This window comes from Rhodococcus sp. P4_C10 (assembly GCF_056402135.1).
In genome coordinates this window covers 35599-52023 of sequence record NZ_JBFUHZ010000022.1, presented here as the reverse complement: position 1 = coordinate 52023, position 16425 = coordinate 35599, and the positions used below count along the sequence as shown (strand labels likewise).

At 71.6% G+C, this 16425-nt stretch carries 17 protein-coding genes, 1 rRNA gene and 1 pseudogene; 16 read left to right on the top strand and 3 right to left on the bottom strand.

The window, feature by feature from the left end:
* The 8 genes from rrf to AC1DWC_RS16265 all read left to right on the top strand — a co-directional run.
* Positions 1 to 71, top strand: a 5S ribosomal RNA gene (gene rrf, locus AC1DWC_RS16300); the annotation flags it as partial.
* A gap of 276 nt (positions 72 to 347) precedes the next feature.
* The gene (gene rocD, locus AC1DWC_RS16295) at positions 348 to 1604 is read left to right on the top strand and encodes an ornithine--oxo-acid transaminase (RefSeq protein WP_477909650.1); all 1257 of its coding nucleotides are present in this window, start codon (positions 348 to 350) and stop codon (positions 1602 to 1604) included.
* 282 nt (positions 1605 to 1886) lie between these two features.
* Positions 1887 to 2330 carry a 50S ribosomal protein L13 gene (rplM, locus tag AC1DWC_RS16290; protein WP_072843778.1) on the top strand — a complete coding sequence of 148 codons (444 nt, stop codon included), beginning with the start codon at positions 1887 to 1889 and terminating at the stop codon, positions 2328 to 2330.
* Positions 2327 to 2857: a 30S ribosomal protein S9 gene (gene rpsI / locus AC1DWC_RS16285; RefSeq protein ID WP_072843777.1), complete on the top strand. Its 531-nt coding sequence runs from the start codon at positions 2327 to 2329 to the stop codon at positions 2855 to 2857. Before rplM ends, rpsI begins: the two co-directional genes overlap by 4 nt.
* Positions 2858 to 2973: 116 nt before the next feature.
* A complete protein-coding gene (glmM, locus tag AC1DWC_RS16280; RefSeq protein WP_477909648.1) occupies positions 2974 to 4314 on the top strand; it encodes a phosphoglucosamine mutase in 1341 nt (446 codons plus the stop codon).
* Positions 4315 to 4430: 116 nt separating this feature from the next.
* Complete coding sequence (locus AC1DWC_RS16275; RefSeq protein ID WP_477909646.1) at positions 4431 to 4718, top strand: hypothetical protein; 288 nt, start codon at positions 4431 to 4433, stop codon at positions 4716 to 4718.
* Positions 4715 to 5689: a hypothetical protein gene (locus AC1DWC_RS16270; protein ID WP_477909644.1), complete on the top strand. Its 975-nt coding sequence runs from the start codon at positions 4715 to 4717 to the stop codon at positions 5687 to 5689. The genes AC1DWC_RS16275 and AC1DWC_RS16270 overlap by 4 nt, the downstream gene beginning before the upstream one ends.
* Entirely contained in the window at positions 5686 to 5985 is a 300-nt protein-coding gene (locus AC1DWC_RS16265) for a hypothetical protein (protein ID WP_477909642.1), read from the top strand. Before AC1DWC_RS16270 ends, AC1DWC_RS16265 begins: the two co-directional genes overlap by 4 nt.
* Here the strand turns inward: AC1DWC_RS16265 and AC1DWC_RS16260 are convergent.
* Positions 5958 to 6791: a poly(ethylene terephthalate) hydrolase family protein gene (locus AC1DWC_RS16260; protein ID WP_477909640.1), complete on the bottom strand. Its 834-nt coding sequence runs from the start codon at positions 6789 to 6791 to the stop codon at positions 5958 to 5960. The genes AC1DWC_RS16265 and AC1DWC_RS16260 overlap by 28 nt on opposite strands.
* Positions 6792 to 6914: 123 nt before the next feature.
* On the opposite strand from AC1DWC_RS16260, the gene AC1DWC_RS16255 reads away from it, so the two are divergent.
* Both AC1DWC_RS16255 and glmS read left to right on the top strand, forming a co-directional pair.
* The gene (locus AC1DWC_RS16255) at positions 6915 to 7952 is read left to right on the top strand and encodes an alpha/beta fold hydrolase (protein WP_477909638.1); all 1038 of its coding nucleotides are present in this window, start codon (positions 6915 to 6917) and stop codon (positions 7950 to 7952) included.
* Between the two features lie 86 nt (positions 7953 to 8038).
* Positions 8039 to 9901 carry a glutamine--fructose-6-phosphate transaminase (isomerizing) gene (gene glmS / locus AC1DWC_RS16250; RefSeq protein WP_477841972.1) on the top strand — a complete coding sequence of 621 codons (1863 nt, stop codon included), beginning with the start codon at positions 8039 to 8041 and terminating at the stop codon, positions 9899 to 9901.
* Positions 9902 to 9944: 43 nt separating this feature from the next.
* On the opposite strand, the gene AC1DWC_RS16245 is transcribed toward glmS, so the two are convergent.
* Both AC1DWC_RS16245 and AC1DWC_RS16240 read right to left on the bottom strand, forming a co-directional pair.
* A complete protein-coding gene (locus AC1DWC_RS16245; protein ID WP_477909636.1) occupies positions 9945 to 10337 on the bottom strand; it encodes a cupredoxin domain-containing protein in 393 nt (130 codons plus the stop codon).
* 36 nt (positions 10338 to 10373) lie between these two features.
* Positions 10374 to 10748 (bottom strand): cupredoxin domain-containing protein, encoded by a 375-nt coding sequence (locus tag AC1DWC_RS16240; RefSeq protein WP_477909634.1) that lies wholly within the window; start codon positions 10746 to 10748, stop codon positions 10374 to 10376.
* Positions 10749 to 10847: 99 nt separating this feature from the next.
* Here AC1DWC_RS16240 and AC1DWC_RS16235 point away from each other — a divergent pair, with 99 nt between their 5' ends.
* The 6 genes and pseudogenes from AC1DWC_RS16235 to rimI form a co-directional block, all read left to right on the top strand.
* On the top strand, positions 10848 to 12299 hold the full coding sequence (locus AC1DWC_RS16235) for an NAD(P)H-hydrate dehydratase (protein ID WP_477909632.1): 1452 nt from the start codon (positions 10848 to 10850) through the stop codon (positions 12297 to 12299).
* 59 nt (positions 12300 to 12358) lie between these two features.
* A complete protein-coding gene (alr, locus tag AC1DWC_RS16230; protein ID WP_477909630.1) occupies positions 12359 to 13600 on the top strand; it encodes an alanine racemase in 1242 nt (413 codons plus the stop codon).
* The gene (locus AC1DWC_RS16225; protein WP_477909628.1) at positions 13597 to 14673 is read left to right on the top strand and encodes an alpha/beta fold hydrolase; all 1077 of its coding nucleotides are present in this window, start codon (positions 13597 to 13599) and stop codon (positions 14671 to 14673) included. Before alr ends, AC1DWC_RS16225 begins: the two co-directional genes overlap by 4 nt.
* On the top strand, positions 14666 to 15160 hold the full coding sequence (gene tsaE / locus AC1DWC_RS16220) for a tRNA (adenosine(37)-N6)-threonylcarbamoyltransferase complex ATPase subunit type 1 TsaE (RefSeq protein WP_477909626.1): 495 nt from the start codon (positions 14666 to 14668) through the stop codon (positions 15158 to 15160). Before AC1DWC_RS16225 ends, tsaE begins: the two co-directional genes overlap by 8 nt.
* Before the next feature lie 52 nt (positions 15161 to 15212).
* Positions 15213 to 15857, top strand: a complete 645-nt coding sequence (gene tsaB / locus AC1DWC_RS16215; protein ID WP_477909624.1) for a tRNA (adenosine(37)-N6)-threonylcarbamoyltransferase complex dimerization subunit type 1 TsaB — start codon at positions 15213 to 15215, stop codon at positions 15855 to 15857.
* Positions 15854 to 16318: pseudogene (gene rimI / locus AC1DWC_RS16210) on the top strand (ribosomal protein S18-alanine N-acetyltransferase); the annotation flags it as partial. The gene tsaB and the pseudogene rimI, both read left to right, overlap by 4 nt.
* Between the last annotated feature and the right edge of the window lie 107 nt (positions 16319 to 16425).

Here is a 16425-nt window from a genome sequence, read left to right as displayed (position 1 = left end):
CGGAAGCTAAGCCCTCCAGCGCCGATGGTACTGCACTCGACAGGGTGTGGGAGAGTAGGTCACCGCCGTACATATTTTGCGAATGCCTCGCATCACGACTCCTTATAGGGGTTGTGGTGCGGGGCATTTCGCGTTTCCGGGGCCGGGCGCCGGCTGTCGGGTGTGCGGTTGCCGGCGGCCCTTCCCGGGGTTCGTCCCGGCGGGTGCATCCTCGGCCGACCGTGGCAGGGACCGCGGCCGGCCTGGTTCGGTGGCGGCGCCGCGGTGGTGCGCGGATACTGACGACAGCCGCCGCGGCGGGGTCGCAGACGTGGCTCTCGTGGCTACCTCGAACAGGGGGAGTGGACATGAGTACCGATCCCAGAGACTCCGAACTTCCGCCCAGCGAACCGCTGGTGCCGGTGACGGCGCAGACGGAGGCCGAACTCGCGCGAGCGGCGGCGCACAGTGCGCACAACTACGACCCGCTGCCGGTGGTGCTGGAGTCTGCGCAGGGCGTGTGGGCGCGCGGCATCGACGGCGTCGACTACCTGGACCTGCTCGCCGGCTACTCCGCGCTCAACTTCGGCCATGCACACCCCCGTCTTGTCGAGGTCGCACGTTCTCAACTCGGTCGCCTCGCACTCACGAGCCGGGCCTTTCAGCATTCGGTGTTCGCCGATTTCTGTGAGGCCGTCAGCGGGCTGTGCGGAAAGGAGGCGGTGCTGCCGATGAACACCGGCGCGGAGGCCGTCGAGACCGCGTTGAAACTGGCCCGGCGCTGGGGATACGACGTGAAGGGTGTGCCGCCGGACCAGGCGGAGATCATCACCTGCGCCGGCAACTTCCACGGCCGGACCATCGCCATCGTCGGGTTCTCCACCGACCCGGACGCACACGACGGATTCGGGCCGTACCCGCCGGGTTTCCGCACCGTCGAGTACGGGGACGCGGCGGCGATGGCGGCGGCGGTCACACCGAACACCGTGGCGGTGCTGGTCGAGCCGATCCAGGGCGAGGCCGGGGTGCTGGTCCCGCCGGACGGCTACCTCCGCGCGGTCCGGGAACTGTGCGACGAGCACTCGATGCTGATGCTGGCCGACGAGATCCAGAGCGGCCTCGGTCGGACCGGAGAAACCTTCGCCTGCGATCACGAGGACGTCGTGCCCGACGTGTACATCCTGGGCAAGGCGCTCGGCGGCGGTCTGGTCCCGGTCTCCGCGGTGGTGGCCGACTGGCCGGTGCTGCGTGTCATCGGGCCGGGTCAGCACGGCAGCACCTTCGGCGGCAACCCGCTGGCCTGCGCCGTGGCCGTGGAAGTGGTCCGGATGCTCGGGACGGGCGAGTACCAGGGCCGCAGCCGCGAACTCGGTGCGCACCTGCACACCCTGCTCGGGGCGCTGCCGTCCGACCGGGTGACGGCGGTGCGCGGTCGGGGACTGTGGGCGGGGGTGCAACTGGCCGCGGGGCAGCCGCCCGCCCGGGTGATCTGCGAACGCCTGCTGGCTCGCCGGATCCTGGCCAAGGACGCGCACGAGGGGACGATCAGGCTGGCGCCGCCGCTCGTGGTCGAGCGTGACGAGATCACCTGGGCGGTAGCGCAACTGGCAGATGCGCTGAGCTGACGCGGTCGCGTCGGTGGTGACCGCCTTCGTCGCCGGCCCCGACGCCGTGGGGGTGCTTGCGCGGGGAGCGGTGCGGGCCCGGGCGGCGCCGTCGGTGCGGTGTCCCCGGAGCCAGCTTTTGACCAGGCCCTGACCTGGGCGGTAAGGTACGCAGTCGGCGTGCGTTACGGCGGGGCATTCACGTGCCGCCCGTATCACGGGTTCCTGGGTCTCCACTGGCCGCCGGGAACATCCGCACCGTGCGCGTTGGCCAGCAGCTACACGATATGACGAGGAAGTTCTGTGTCTACGTACACCCCGAAGGCCGGAGATGTGACCCGCACGTGGCACGTCATCGACGCCACTGACGTGGTGCTCGGCCGCCTTGCCGTCCAGGCAGCGAATCTGCTGCGCGGCAAGCACAAGCCCACCTTTGCACCGCACATCGACGGCGGCGACTTCGTCGTCATCATCAATGCGGACAAGGTTGCCATCAGCGGTAACAAGCGCGACGGCAAGCTCCTGTACAACCACTCCGGTTACCCCGGTGGTCTGAAGTCGCGGACCGTCGGAGAGGTTCTGGAGCGGACCCCGGACCGTCTCGTGGAGAAGGCCGTCACCGGCATGCTCCCCAAGAACAAGCTGGGCCGCGCCATCGCCGGCAAGCTGAAGGTCTACGCAGGCCCGACCCACCCCCACACCGCGCAGCAGCCGGTTCCGTTCGAGATCAAGCAGGTGGCCCAGTGACCGCGCCGGAAGAGCAGAACGTGTCGAACGACGAGGTCATCGTCGAGGAGACCGTCGTGGAGGAGTTCGCCTCCGCGGACCAGCCCGAGATCGTCGAGGAGTTCGAGGTCGAGGCCGTCGCGCCCGCCCCGATCTACATCGACCGTCCCGTGCAGACCGTCGGCCGTCGTAAGGAGGCTGTCGTCCGCGTCCGCCTCACCCCCGGCACCGGCGAGTTCAAGCTGAACGGCCGCACCATGGAGGATTACTTCCCCAACAAGGTGCACCAGCAGCTGATCAAGGCTCCGCTCGTCACCGTTGAGCGCGCCGAGTCCTTCGACATCGTCGCCCTGCTGCACGGCGGCGGACCGTCCGGACAGGCAGGCGCCCTGCGTCTGGCCATCGCCCGGGCCCTGATCGAGGTCACGCCCGAGGACCGCCCCGCTCTCAAGAGCGCCGGCTTCCTCACCCGTGACGCCCGCGCCGTCGAGCGCAAGAAGTACGGCCTGAAGAAGGCCCGTAAGGCATCTCAGTACTCCAAGCGCTGATGTGTCGCCGGCGCCGCCCTCCGGGGTTGGTGCCGGCACCTGTTCACCAACAAGAGCAGGCGTCCAGCAGTACCGGACGCCTGCTCTTGTCGTAGGTACTCAAAGGGGTCTGATTCATGGGTCGGTTGTTCGGGACGGACGGCGTTCGCGGTCTTGCCAACGCGGAGCTGAGCGTCGAGCTCGCACTTCGTATTGCGGGCGCTGCCGCGTCGGTGCTGGCGCTCTCGGAGCGCGGCGTGCCGAGACCGACCGCCGTCGTCGGCCGAGACCCCAGGGCCAGCGGCGAGATGCTCGAGGCCGCGGTCACCGCGGGCCTCACCGCCGCGGGAGTCGACGTGGTCAGTGTCGGCGTGCTGCCGACCCCCGCCGTCGCCTACCTCACCGGCGCCTACGAGGCCTCGCTCGGCGTGATGATCTCCGCCTCGCACAACCCCATGCCGGACAACGGCATCAAGATCTTCGCGGCGGGTGGGCACAAGCTCGACGACGAGTCGGAGGACCGGATCGAGGCGGCCATCGCCGACCACGACCTGATTCCCCGGCCCACCGGCGCCGGCATCGGCCGGGTCCGGGTCGCCGACGACGCCGCCGAGCGTTACCTCGCCCAGCTGGCCCGCGGCAACAGCCATCGGCTGGACGGACTCACCGTGGTGGTGGACTGTGCCAACGGGGCCGCGTCGGTAGTCGGACCGCAGGCCTACCGGGCCGCCGGAGCCACGGTGATCGAGATCTACGCAGACCCCGACGGACTGAACATCAACGACGGCTGCGGTTCGACGCACCTCGACGTCCTGCAGGCCGCGGTCGTCGAGCACGGCGCCGACCTCGGGCTCGCGCACGACGGCGACGCGGATCGATGCCTCGCGGTCGACGCCACCGGCGCGATCGTCGACGGTGACGCGATCATGACCGTCCTGGCGCTGGCGATGCGGGACTCCGGCGAGCTGGTCGACAACACCCTCGTCGCCACGGTGATGAGCAACCTGGGCCTGCACATCGCGATGCGCGAGGCGGGCATCGAGGTCCGCACCACCGCGGTCGGCGACCGGTACGTGCTCGAGGAACTGCGCAACGGCTCCTACAGCCTCGGAGGCGAGCAGTCCGGACACGTCGTGCTGCCCGGTTTCGGCACCACCGGCGACGGCGTGCTCACCGGCCTGCGGCTGATGGGCCGGATGGCGCAGACCTCCAAGACTCTGGCCGAACTGGCCGCGGCGATGGTCACCCTCCCGCAGGTGCTGGTGAACGTGAAGGTCAGCGACAAGGCCGCGGTCGCCACCGCGCCCACCGTGCTGGCGGCGGTCGCCGAGGCGGAGCAGATCCTCGGCGAGGCGGGCCGGGTGCTGTTGCGGCCGTCGGGCACCGAGCAGCTGGTGCGGGTGATGGTGGAGGCGGCCGAGATCGAGGTGGCGCGCAAGCTCGCCGACGACCTCGCGGGCCACGTCGCGTCGGTCTGACCCTCGTCAGTTCCCGACCGATTCTCGCGCTCTCACCCGCGTCCACAGTGCGCCGGAACCGATTGAGCCGCCGCCGCGTCTGACCCAGTGACGGGTGCATTCCGCGAGGGGGCTCAGTGGGTGAGGACGACAGCGGGGTGGGCGAGCGCCTCGAGTTGGACGCGGCGGGGCTGCGAACCGTGGCCAACGGGTTGCGGGAGTCTGCCACGGCCGTGAGTGCGGCGGCGACGGCGATCAGAGGCCGCGGCCTCGACGGCCTGGCCCGACGCATTCAGGCCCTCGCGGACGCGACGTCGGAGGACGCGCGTCGGCTGGCCGTGACCGTGGACCGCTACGTCCGTCAGGACGCCGAGAACGCCCGACTCCTCGACGGCGGGACCTCGCTGGGCGGGGAACGCCGGTGACCAACGGGGCCGGTTCCTGGGTCCGCGGCGACGGGTACTTCGCGGAATTCCTCCCGCGTGCGGAGGCGGGCGTCACCTGCGATCAGTTGCGGGCGCGGGCGTCCGGGTGGGGCACGGACCTCGCGGACCGAGAGGCGGACGCGGACGCGGTCGGCGCCGCCCTCCAGGTGCTCCGTGCGGAATGCACGAGACAGGAGGACCTGGTCCGTCACCTCGCGGACGGCTGGGCGGGCGAAGCCGCCGACGCGGCCCGCGAGCGGATCGGCGCGCACTTGGGCCGGGCCCGGGAGGAATGCGCACGGGTTGCCGTCGTGCACGAGGCGATGACGGACGCGGTCCGCGTCGCCCGGACCGCACTCGACGCCGCGTCCGAGGTTGCCGCCGGCTTCGACGCACCCCTTGTCGCCGGGCACACCCCGGCCGAGGTGGACCTGATGATCACTCGCACGGCCGACGCAGGCGCATCGTGGCTGCGCGAAGTTCTTGTCCCACACGTGCAGTCGCAGGCCGCCGCGTTCCTCGCGCTCTGCGACGCGACGACGCGGGCGGTCGAGGGGGCACGGCACCTGCTCACGGATGCGCTGGACCGGATCGATGCCGACCCCGTCGCCGCCGACGTCGGTGTGGAACCGGCAATCGACCCCCCGGCGAGCGGGCCGGCGGACACTCACGGGGGCGGGGAGGACACCGAGGGCGGGGAGGACGCAGGGGGCGGGGTGCTCGACACCCGGGTGGCCGAACCCGCGTCGGCTGGACCCGAGCCGGAACCGCCGGAGCAGGCGTCGGGCTCGGAGCAGGAACAGGGGTCAGAGCAGGCGCAGGTGCAGCCTGGACCCGGACCCGTTCGGTCCGGTCTCGACCCGGAATCGCCGCTGCCCGACACCGAGTCCGCCGCTCGGCCGTTGGCCGCGGAACCGGCGCCGGCCGGCGGTGACTCGGGTGCCGACCTGGCCGAAGCCGGGCCGCTGTGACGAGCCGGCACGCGGCGGACCGGCTGCTGGCCGAGCATGCCGTCGCGCTGGACGACGTCCGGTCCAGGATTGCCGCGGCAGACCGCGCGGCGGCGCTGCGTGCACACCAATTGCGTTGTGGGACACCAGTGGAACCGCCATTCGTACGGGCCGGTCCGTCGGCGGGACGAGTGCTCCGGCGCGCCGACGAGTCCCGCGAGCGGGACCGGACCGACGCCGCGGCGGCGACTCCCGGTGCACCCGAACCCGAGCCGGACCGCGTCGAGGCCTACCGGGTGAAGAGCTGGCTGGTGTGATCCGTCGCGGCGGTCGGGTCCACGGCGTGGGTGCCGGGCAGCTGCGCGCCGGGCAGTGCGTACGGCTCGTACTCCGTCTCGCCGAGCAGGTGGTAGAGCAGGTAGCCGGTGAGCAGGGCACGGGTCGTCTTCTGCGTCTTGCGTTCGGAACCGCCGAGCCCCAGCGCGCCGAACAGGCGCCGGCCCTCGGCCAGTCCGCTCGCGGACGCGCCGTCCACGGTGCGCAGGATGGCCTGCCCGTCCCAGGCGGTCGCCAGGGACTTCGCGTTGCAGTTCATCGACTCGAGGTCGTCGGCGCCCGCGACGATCAGGCCGGGCGCGGCGATCTTGGCCGCGGACCGTTCGGCGGGCGGGGCGGTCGGTGCCGGGAACAGTGCGGCCACCGCGGCGGCCGGGCCGTGTGTCGCGGCGGCGAGCACCGCGGCACCGGCACCCATCCCGTGACCGGCGAAGGCGATCTTGGTGGGGTCGACGCTGATCTTCCCCGGGCCCAGTCGCACACCGACACAGATGTCGATCGCGGTGCGCAGGTCCGAGGCGAGCGCGACGTGAGAGGGGACCGGCGAACGCTGGGTGTCCGGGGCGGCGACGACGAGGCCCCAGGAAGCCAGGTGCGTGAGCGTCTCCTGGTACCGGTCGACGCCGGTCATCCAGCCGTGGGCGAAGGCCACCGCCGGCATCGAGAACCCCGATGCGGGCGTGAACACCACGCCGGGTTGACCGGCCAACGAGAGGTCGCCGCGCAGCACCCGGTGCGGACCGCGCTTAGATAGACGGGAGGCCAGGGTCTTCGGAGTCGGCGCCACGGTGATGACCGTATCCGATCCCACAGCCGATTCTCGAAGCAACTTCGGGCGGCCGAGGTCGAGTCGTCAGCAGAGCAGGGGGAACGAACAGTGTTCGGCATTGCGGTACCGACGTCCCGGAGCGTGGCACGCGCGGTCGAGAACGTCCGCGCGCGAATCACCTCGGACGGGCTGGCCGACCTGCGGCCGACGCCGTCGGAGGTGGTCGACGCCAACCCCGACCGCACGGTGCGCCGCTTCCGCTCGACCCGCAGGGCGGCCACCGGCGCGCCGGTGCTGCTCGTGACCCCGCTGGCGGCCCCCGCGATGGCCTTCGACCTGCGCCGCGGGTGCAGCGTCGTCGAGTACCTGCAGGAGACCGGCCGCGACGTCTACGTGGTGGACTACGGGCCGGTGAACTTCGCCGACCGTGCCCGTGGATTCGAGCACTGGGTCGACGACGTGGTGCCGGACGCGGTGCGGGTGGTCAGCGCCGACGCCGGCGGTCGCAGTGTGCACCTGGCCGGATGGTCGCTCGGCGGGATCTTCGCGGTCTACGCCGCGGCCGCGCACCCCGAGTTGCCGCTGCAGTCGTTGACGCCGATCGCCAGCCCCTTCGATCTTCGGCGGGTGCCGTTGTTCGCGACGCTGCGCCCGCTGGACCGGGTGTTCGGCCCGTACACCGTCGCGCCGTTCTACCGGTTGCTCGGCACCATTCCGGCGCCGCTGACCAGCCTCGGTTTCAAGGCGGCCAGCATCGACAAGTACCTCACCCGGCCGTTTGCCGTCCTGGCGAACCTCGACGACCGGGACCACCTCGAGCAGATCGAGGCCGTCGACCGGTTCATGGACAACATGTACGCCTACCCGGGGCGGACCTTCGGGCAGCTCTACCACGTGGTGATGCGCTCGAACGAGTTCGCGACCGGGCACATGCAGATCGCCGGCCGGCGGGTGAGCCTCGGCGACATCGACGTGCCGGTGATGGTGGTCGCGGGCAGCGGCGACGTTCTGGCGCCGGAGCCCGCGGTGCGCCACCTCACGGAACTGTTGGACGGTTCACCGAGAGTTCGCTACGGGGCGTTTCCGGGTGGGCATCTCGGTGTGCTCACAGGTCGGGCGGCGCGGGAGACCATGTGGCCGGCATTTGCCGACTTCCTCGCCGAGGGCGACCCGGACTGACGGATCGCCCGACGGATCGGCGGCAAGTCCTGGTGGCCGGACCTGCCGGTCGGCGTGGGCTCGCAGCCCCAGTACGCTGGGTAACCATGTGCGGAATCGTGGGATACGTCGGCCACCGCCAGGCGCTGGGCGTCGTGGTGGAGGCGCTGCGCCGAATGGAGTACCGCGGCTACGACTCGGCCGGGATCGCGGTGCTGGACGGCGCCGGCGGACTTGCCGTCGAACGCAAGGCCGGCAAGCTCGCCAACCTCGAGGCGGAGCTCGCCGAGACCGGCACCGAGCGCTTTGTCGGCAGCACGGGCATCGGGCACACCCGGTGGGCCACCCACGGCCGGCCGACCGACCGCAACGCGCACCCGCACCTCGACGCGACCGGCAAGGTCGCGGTCGTCCACAACGGCATCATCGAGAACTTCGCGCCGCTGCGCGCCGAGCTCGAGCAGGCCGGCATCGACTTCGCGTCGGACACCGACTCCGAGGTCACCGTGCACCTCGTCGCCCGGGCCTACGCGGAGGGGCCGACGGCCGGCGACTTCATCGCCAGTGCGCAGCAGGTCGTGCGTCGGCTCGAGGGCGCCTTCACCCTGGTCTTCACGCACGCCGACCACCCCGAGACGATCGTCGCCGCCCGTCGCTCCACCCCGTTGGTGGTGGGCGTCGGCGAGGGCGAGATGTTCCTCGGCTCGGACGTCGCGGCGTTCATCGAGCACACGCGCGACGCCATCGAGCTCGGTCAGGACCAGGTGGTGGTGATCACCGCCGACGGCTACACGATCAGCGACTTCGCCGGCAACGAGGCGCAGGGCCGCCCGTTCCGCATCGACTGGGACCTCGCCGCCGCCGAGAAGGGCGGCCACGACTACTTCATGCTCAAGGAGATCGAAGAGCAGCCGACCGCGGTGGCCGACACCCTCCTCGGCCACTTCGCGGACGGCAAGATCGTCCTCGACGAGCAGCGCCTGTCCGACCAGGAGCTGCGCGACGTGGACAAGGTCTTCGTCGTCGCCTGCGGCAGCGCGTACCACTCCGGACTGCTCGCCAAGTACGCGATCGAACACTGGACCCGGCTGCCCGTCGAGGTGGAGCTCGCCAGCGAGTTCCGTTACCGCGACCCGGTGCTCGACCGCTCGACGCTGGTGGTGGCGATCTCCCAGTCCGGCGAGACCGCGGACACGCTCGAGGCGGTCAAGCACGCCAAGGACCAGAAGGCGCGGGTGCTGGCCATCTGCAACACCAACGGCGCGCAGATCCCCCGCGAGGCCGACGCCGTCCTCTACACCCGGGCCGGTCCGGAGATCGCGGTCGCGTCGACCAAGGCGTTCCTGGCGCAGGTGACCGCGAACTACCTCGTGGGCCTGGCGCTGGCGCAGGCTCGTGGCACCAAGTACCCGGACGAGGTGGCCCGGGAGTACGCGGATCTCGAGGCCATGCCCGCGCTGGTGGCCCGCGTCCTGGAGACGGCCGAGCCGGTTCGGGCCCTGGCCCGTGAGTTTGCCGACGCCCGGACCGTGCTGTTCCTGGGTAGGCACGTCGGGTACCCGGTGGCACTCGAGGGTGCGCTCAAGCTCAAGGAGTTGGCGTACATGCACGCCGAGGGCTTTGCCGCCGGCGAACTCAAGCACGGGCCGATCGCGCTGATCGAGGAGGGCCTGCCGGTCATCGTCGTCATGCCCTCGCCCAAGGGGCGCGCGGTGCTGCACTCGAAGCTGGTCTCGAACATCCAGGAGATCAAGGCCCGGGGCGCGCGGACGATCGTCATCGCCGAGGAGGGCGACGAGACGGTCCGGGCGCACGCCGACCACCTGATCGAGATCCCGGCGGCGCCGACCCTGCTGCAGCCGCTGCTGTCCACGGTTCCGCTGCAGGTGTTCGCGGCCGAGGTGGCGAAGGTGCGGGGCTACGACGTCGACAAGCCGCGCAACCTGGCGAAGTCCGTCACCGTCGAGTAGACCCGGGCAGGTTMGGTGACCGGCAGGTCACCGAACCGCGCGGTCACTGCACGACGACGGTGCCCGCCATCCCCGAGTGCAGGGTGCAGGTGTACGGGTAGGTGCCCGGCTGGTCGAAGGTGTGGCTGTAACTTCCGCCGGTCATGATGGTGCTCGCGAACTGCGCGGGGGCGCCCGCGGCGGAGGTCACGTTGTGCGCGATGCCACGGTCGTCGAACTTCCAGGTCACCGTCTGTCCCACCCTGATCGTCACGGTGGACGGCTGGAAGCTCATCCCGGAGACGACCACGGTCGGGTCTGCGTTCGAGGCGGACGAGGTCGGTGCCGCCTGGCCGACGTCGGGTTTGCTCGTGTCGGCGCAGCCGACCACGGCCGAGGCCAGCAGGAGTCCGATTGCCGTGGCGGACCCGAGTCCGCGCATCCAGTGTGCACGCATCGCCCCAGGTTAGACCCGTCAGCGAGGCTGGACCCGTCAGCGCACGGTGATGGTGCCGCCCATGCTGGCGTGCTCGGAGCAGAAGTACCGGCTCATGCCGACCCGGATGAATTTGTGGCTGTAGGTTCCGCCGCTCTGGACGCCGCTCGCGAAGTACTCCTGGGCGTTGGCGTTCGAGACCACGCCGTGCTCGGTGCCCTGGTCGGCGAAAACCCACGTCACCGTGTCGCCGGCCCGGATTCGCAGGATCGACGGGTTGAACCGCATGTTGGAGATCGTCACGGTCGCGGATCCGCCCGCGGTCAGCGAGACTTCCGGTGACTCGGTGGTGGCGCATCCCGTGAGCACTGACGTGAGCAACAGACCGGACGCCAAGACGACTCCGAGCGCGTGAATCGACGGTGCACGCATAGCTTCAGGCTAGACCCCGGACGTCGCCGTGGGAACCGTCGAGCAGCGGGAGCCGATACGGTCGACGGGGCGGACGCCATCTTCTCGAGGAGGTCATCGATGCGGGACTACTACCCGGCCGAGCAGGTGCGTGCGGCTGAGGCTCCGCTGCTGGCGGCACTGCCCGAGGGCACGTTGATGTGGCGCGCCGCGCACGGTCTCGAACTGGTGGTGGCCTCCGAACTGCGTTCCCGCACAGGGGGAGTGGCGGGCCGCAGGGTGACCCTGCTGGTCGGTTCCGGCGACAACGGCGGCGACGCCCTGTGGGCCGGGGCGATGCTGCGCCGCCGCGGTGTGGCGGTCCGCGCCGTGCTGCTGGACCCGGACCGGGCACACGCGGCGGGGCTGGCCGCCCTGCGCGCCGCGGGCGGCCGGGTGGCACGGGGGTCGGAGGCCGACCTCGGCGATCCCGACCTGGTGCTCGACGGCATCGTGGGACTCTCGGGGCGGGGGCCGTTGCGCCCGCCCGCCGCGGCGCTGGTCCGGCGGGTGGCGGCGCCCATCGTGGCGGTCGACCTGCCGAGCGGGGTGGACCCGGATACCGGGGAGGCTCCCGGGCCGGCGGTGACGGCACAGGTCACGGTCGCCTTCGGCGCGCTCAAGCCGGTGCACGCGCTGGCCGCCGCACACTGCGGCCGGGTCGAACTTGTCGACATCGGACTGGCGCCCGGGGAGGCCTCCCTGCGGGCGTTGACCGCATCCGAGGTCGGCGCGCGCTGGCCGGTGCCGGGCGCGAGCGACGACAAGTACACGCAAGGCGTCGTCGGCGTGGTGGCGGGCAGCGCCCGCTATCCCGGCGCCGGGGTGCTCTGTGCGGGGGCCGCGGTGACCGCCACCTCCGGGATGGTGCGGTATGCGGGAACTGCTGCCGCGCAAGTGCTTTCGAGGTGGCCAGAGGTGGTTGCGGCCGATTGCGTCGAGGATGCCGGCCGGGTCCAGGCGTGGGTGGTGGGTCCGGGCGCGGGCACCGGCGAGTCCGCCGCGGCGCAGCTGCGGGCCGTCCTCGGCACCGACCTGCCGGTGCTGGTGGATGCCGACGGCCTCACACTCCTGGCGGCCGATCCGGGGCTGGTGGCCGGGCGGTCCGCGCCGACCCTGCTCACGCCGCATGCGGGGGAGTTCGCGAGGCTCGCCGGCGTCGATCCGGCGGCGGACCGGGTGGGGCACACCCGGCGGCTGGCCGCGGACTGGGGCGTCACGGTGCTGCTCAAGGGGCGGTGCACGGTGATCGCGCGTCCGGACGGGCAGGTGCTGCTCAACGACGCGGCCGGTTCGGCTGCTGCCACACCCGGTTCGGGTGACGTGCTGGCCGGCATGGTCGGCGCACTGGCGGCGTCGGGCCTGGACCTGGCAACGGCGGCGGCGATGGGGGCGCGGGCGCATTCGCTGGCCGCGAATCTGGCGGCGGGTGAGAGATCGGTCACTGCGGCCCCGATTTCCGCCGGAGCACTGTTGTCCCAGGTCAGGGCGGCTGTGCGGATTCTTCGCGCCCAACAGGTGCCCAAACCGTGACCTCATGAGGATGTGAAACTATTTGGGGATTCGGTCGAAAATGGCAGGATCGACGGACCATGATTATCCCCGCGAAGCCCAGTGTCGCGGCATACGTCCACGCGGCGGGTGCCGAATTCTCCACCCAGTCAGGGGAGCGGGGTGACCCGCAGGCACAGCCCGCGCCGCAGGCGGAAGCACTGATCGATCTCGACGCCCTTGCACACAACGTGCGGGTACTGCGAGAACACGCCGGGGACGCCGCGCTGATGGCGGTGGTCAAGGCCGACGGCTACAACCACGGCGCCGTCCGGGTCGCGAAGGCCGCGTTGGCGGCGGGTGCGGCCGAACTCGGTGTCACCACACTCGACGAGGCGCTGGAGTTGCGCGCCGGCGGCATCGATGCGCCGGTGTTGTCCTGGTTGCACACCCCCGACGCCGACTTCGCCCCCGCCATTGCCGCGGGCGTCGAACTCGCGGTGTCCTCGCCGCGGCACCTGGACGCGGTGGTGGCTGCGGCCCGCGCAGTCGGCACCACCGCCGCCGTCTCCATGAAGGTGGACACGGGACTCAACCGCAACGGCGTCTCGCCGACCGAGCTCGCAGACCTGCTCGACGGGCTGGCCCGGGCCGAGGCCGAGGGCGCGACCCGGTTCCGTGGAGTTTTCTCGCACTTCGCCCACGCCGACCAGCCGCACCACCCGGTGATCGACACCCAGGTCGCGGCGCTGCGTCACGCCGTTTCGCAGGCGGCCGCGCTCGGGCTGCGCGCCGAGCGGGTGCACATGTCGAACTCCGCGGCGGTGCTGACCCGGCCGGACCTGTCCTTCGACATGGTGCGGCCCGGCATTGCGCTGTACGGGCTGTCCCCGGTACCCGATCTCGGCGAGTTCGGGCTGCGTCCGGTGATGACGTTGCGGGCCCGGGTGGCCCTGGTCAAGAAGGTTGCGGCCGGTTCCGGGGTCTCCTACGGGCACACGTGGGTGGCGGACCAGGACACCACGGTCGCGCTGCTGCCGGTCGGGTACGCCGACGGCATCCCGCGCGCGATCAGCGGGCGTTTCGAGGTGCAGATCGGCGACCGGCGCTACCCGCAGATCGGCAGGGTGTGCATGGATCAGGTCGTCATCGACCTCGGCGCCGACCCCGGTCGGGTGGCCGAGGGCGACGAGGCGATCCTGTTCGGGCCCGGTGACGGCGGCGGTCCGGTCGCCCAGGACTGGGCGGACGCGCTCGACACCATTCACTACGAAGTGGTGACCGGCGTCCGTGGCCGCGTGGTGCGCAGTTACCGCCGCGGCGGTGCCGGGGCGGCCAGGTGAATCCGTTGAAGCGGGCCGGGCTGGCGGGCGGCGCGGTGACGGCGGCAGGGCTCGGTGCGCTGGCCGGCGTCAGCGTCGCCCGTCGCCCGGCGCGGGGCCGTCGGGGGTTCCGCGACCGGTACGCCCGCGAGGACTTCGGGATGATGGAGGCCGACCGGGGCTGCGTCGTGGCGGCCGACGACGGCACCCCGCTCGCGGTGCGCGAGGTCGGGCCGGCCGATGCGCCGGTCACCGTGGTCTTCGTGCACGGCTACTGCCTGCGCATGGAGTCCTGGCACTTCCAGCGCCGTCAGCTCGAACGTCGTTGGGGCGCCGCGGTGCGGATGGTCTTCTACGACCAGCGCGGGCACGGCCGTTCCGGCACCTCGAGCGTCGCGAGCTGTACCATCGGCCAGCTCGGCCGGGACCTCGACGCGGTGTTGCGCGCGGTCGCGCCCGACGGCCCGGTGCTGCTGGTCGGGCACTCGATGGGCGGAATGACGATCCTGGCCCTGGCCCGGCAGCGACCGGAGCTGTTCGACGAACGGGTGATCGGGGTGGGGCTGATCTCCACCGCCGCCGCGGGCCTGAACAAGACAGGGCTGAGCCGCAACCTGCGCAACCCCGTGATCGACGCGTTCCGGTTGGCGGTCCGTACGTCGCCCGGACTGGTCCAGTTCGGCCGGGGCGCGGCCCGCGCGGTGATTTCGCCGATCATGCGCGCGGCCTCGTACGGCACCGACGTCAGCCCGAGCCTGGTGCGGTTCTCGGAGGGCATGCTCAACGACACCTCGGTGACCACCATCGTGAACTTCCTCGAGTCGCTCGAGCTGCACGACGAGTCGGAGGCGCTGCCGGTGGTCGCGCCACTACCCGCATTGGTGCTCTGCGGCGACGCCGACATGGTCATCCCGTTCGCGCAGTCCGAGGCGATGGCCGACGCGTTGCTGGACTGTGAGCTGGTGCGGGTGGCCTCGGCCGGGCACCTGGTGCAGCTGGAGTTCCCGATGCGAGTCACCGACGCGATCGACCGGCTGTTCGCGCGGGCGATGCGGCAGCAGGACCAGACCGAAAGGAGCGTCGTCAGTGGCTGACCGTACGCAGACCGGCATTGCGCTGCCCACCGCCGAGGACACCGAGGCCTTCGGCCGTCGGCTGGCGGTCGAGCTCGCAGCCGGGGACCTGGTGGTGCTCGACGGTCCACTCGGTGCGGGCAAGACGGCGTTGGCGCGCGGCATCGCGGCCGGGCTCGGGGTGCAGGGTCGGGTGAGCTCGCCGACGTTCATCATCGCCCGCGAGCATCGGGCGGGTGAGCGCCCCGGCGGCGGCGAGCCGGTGGCCATGGTGCACGTGGACGCCTACCGGCTCGGTCTCGCCGGCGAGGCCGGCTCCGGTGGCGGCGCCCAGACCTTCGACGAACTCGACGCGCTGGACCTCGACACCGACCTGGCCGGTGCGGTCGTGGTGGTGGAGTGGGGCGAGGGCGTGGTCGAGCACCTCGCTGACCGGCATCTGCTGGTCCGTCTGCGGCGTGAACCGGAGTCCGATGTGCGCACCGCGGAGTGGGGCTGGGTGTCCTAGCTCGACGGGCAGCGTCGAGACCTGTTCTGACGTGCGGGTATCCTCGGTAATCGTGCTCGTACTCGCCGTCGATACCTCTACCCCGGCCGTGACCGCGGGGGTGGTTCGCCTCGACGGCGACACCCCGCGCACGCTGGCCACCCGAATCACGGTCAACGCCCGTGCGCACGCGGAGGTGTTGACGCCGCACATCCTGGAGTGTCTGGCCGAGGCCGGTCACGTCCCCGCGGACCTCGACGCCGTGGTCGTCGGTGCCGGGCCCGGCCCGTTCACCGGGCTGCGGGTGGGGATGGCCACCGCGGCCGCCTTCGCCGACGCGCTGGGCATCCCCGTGCACGGGGTCTGCAGCCTCGACGCCATCGCCTCGGAAGCCGCGCTCGGCCGGGACCTGTTGGTGGTCACCGACGCCCGGCGTCGCGAGGTGTACTGGGCCCGGTACTCCGCGGGCGCGCGGGTGGAGGGTCCTGCGGTGAACAAGCCCGCCGACCTCGACCCGATGCCGTCGGCGGCCGTGGCCGGGTCCGCCCGGCACGTGGACCTGTTCGACCTGCCCGTCGAGCCGGTGGAGACGCCGTCGCCCGCCGCTCTCGTTCGCGTCGCCGCGGCCGCGTTGAACTCCGACGCAGAGCCGGAACCTCTTGTGCCGCTTTACCTTCGTCGTCCCGACGCGGTTGAGATGGCGGATCGCAAGAAATGAGCGCGCGCATTGTCGCGATGACGGTGGCCGACGCCGCGCGGTGCGCCGAGCTGGAGGAGGCGCTCTTCCCCGGCGACGGACCGTGGAGCGCCGACGCGTTCCGCGCCGAACTGGCCCAGCCCCACAACCGCTACTTCGTGGCGCGCGACGACGCGGGCACGACACTCGGGTACGCCGGAATCGCGTTGCTGGGTACCGCGTCTGACCCGGAGGCAGAGGTGCACACCATCGGCGTCGACCCCGCCGGCCAGGGCCACGGGATCGGCTCGCTGCTGCTCGCGGCGTTGCTGCGGGAGGCCGACGCGCACGGCGGACCGGTGTTCCTCGAGGTGCGTACCGACAACGAACCCGCGATCGGGCTGTACCGGCGCGAGGGCTTCGAGAGCGTCGGGATCCGCCGAAACTACTACCAGCCCAGCGGCGCCGACGCGTACACCATGCGCCGGGCCGGGGCGAGCGAAGCGACGGGGGATGTCACTGTGGCGAGCGAAGCGACGGGGGATGTCACTGTGGCGAGCGAAGCGACGGGGGATGTCACTGTGGCGAGCGAAGCGACGGGGGATGTCAC

Bases quoted from the DNA above. Each gene is read 5' to 3' on its own strand.
- rocD (WP_477909650.1), top strand. From the start codon at position 348: ATGAGTACCGATCCCAGAGACTCCGAACTTCCGCCCAGCGAACCGCTG.
- AC1DWC_RS16245 (WP_477909636.1), bottom strand. From the start codon at position 10,337: ATGCGTGCACACTGGATGCGCGGACTCGGGTCCGCCACGGCAATCGGA.
- AC1DWC_RS16235 (WP_477909632.1), top strand. From the start codon at position 10,848: ATGCGGGACTACTACCCGGCCGAGCAGGTGCGTGCGGCTGAGGCTCCG.
- alr (WP_477909630.1), top strand. From the start codon at position 12,359: ATGATTATCCCCGCGAAGCCCAGTGTCGCGGCATACGTCCACGCGGCG.
- glmS (WP_477841972.1), top strand. From the start codon at position 8,039: ATGTGCGGAATCGTGGGATACGTCGGCCACCGCCAGGCGCTGGGCGTC.
- glmM (WP_477909648.1), top strand. From the start codon at position 2,974: ATGGGTCGGTTGTTCGGGACGGACGGCGTTCGCGGTCTTGCCAACGCG.
- AC1DWC_RS16240 (WP_477909634.1), bottom strand. From the start codon at position 10,748: ATGCGTGCACCGTCGATTCACGCGCTCGGAGTCGTCTTGGCGTCCGGT.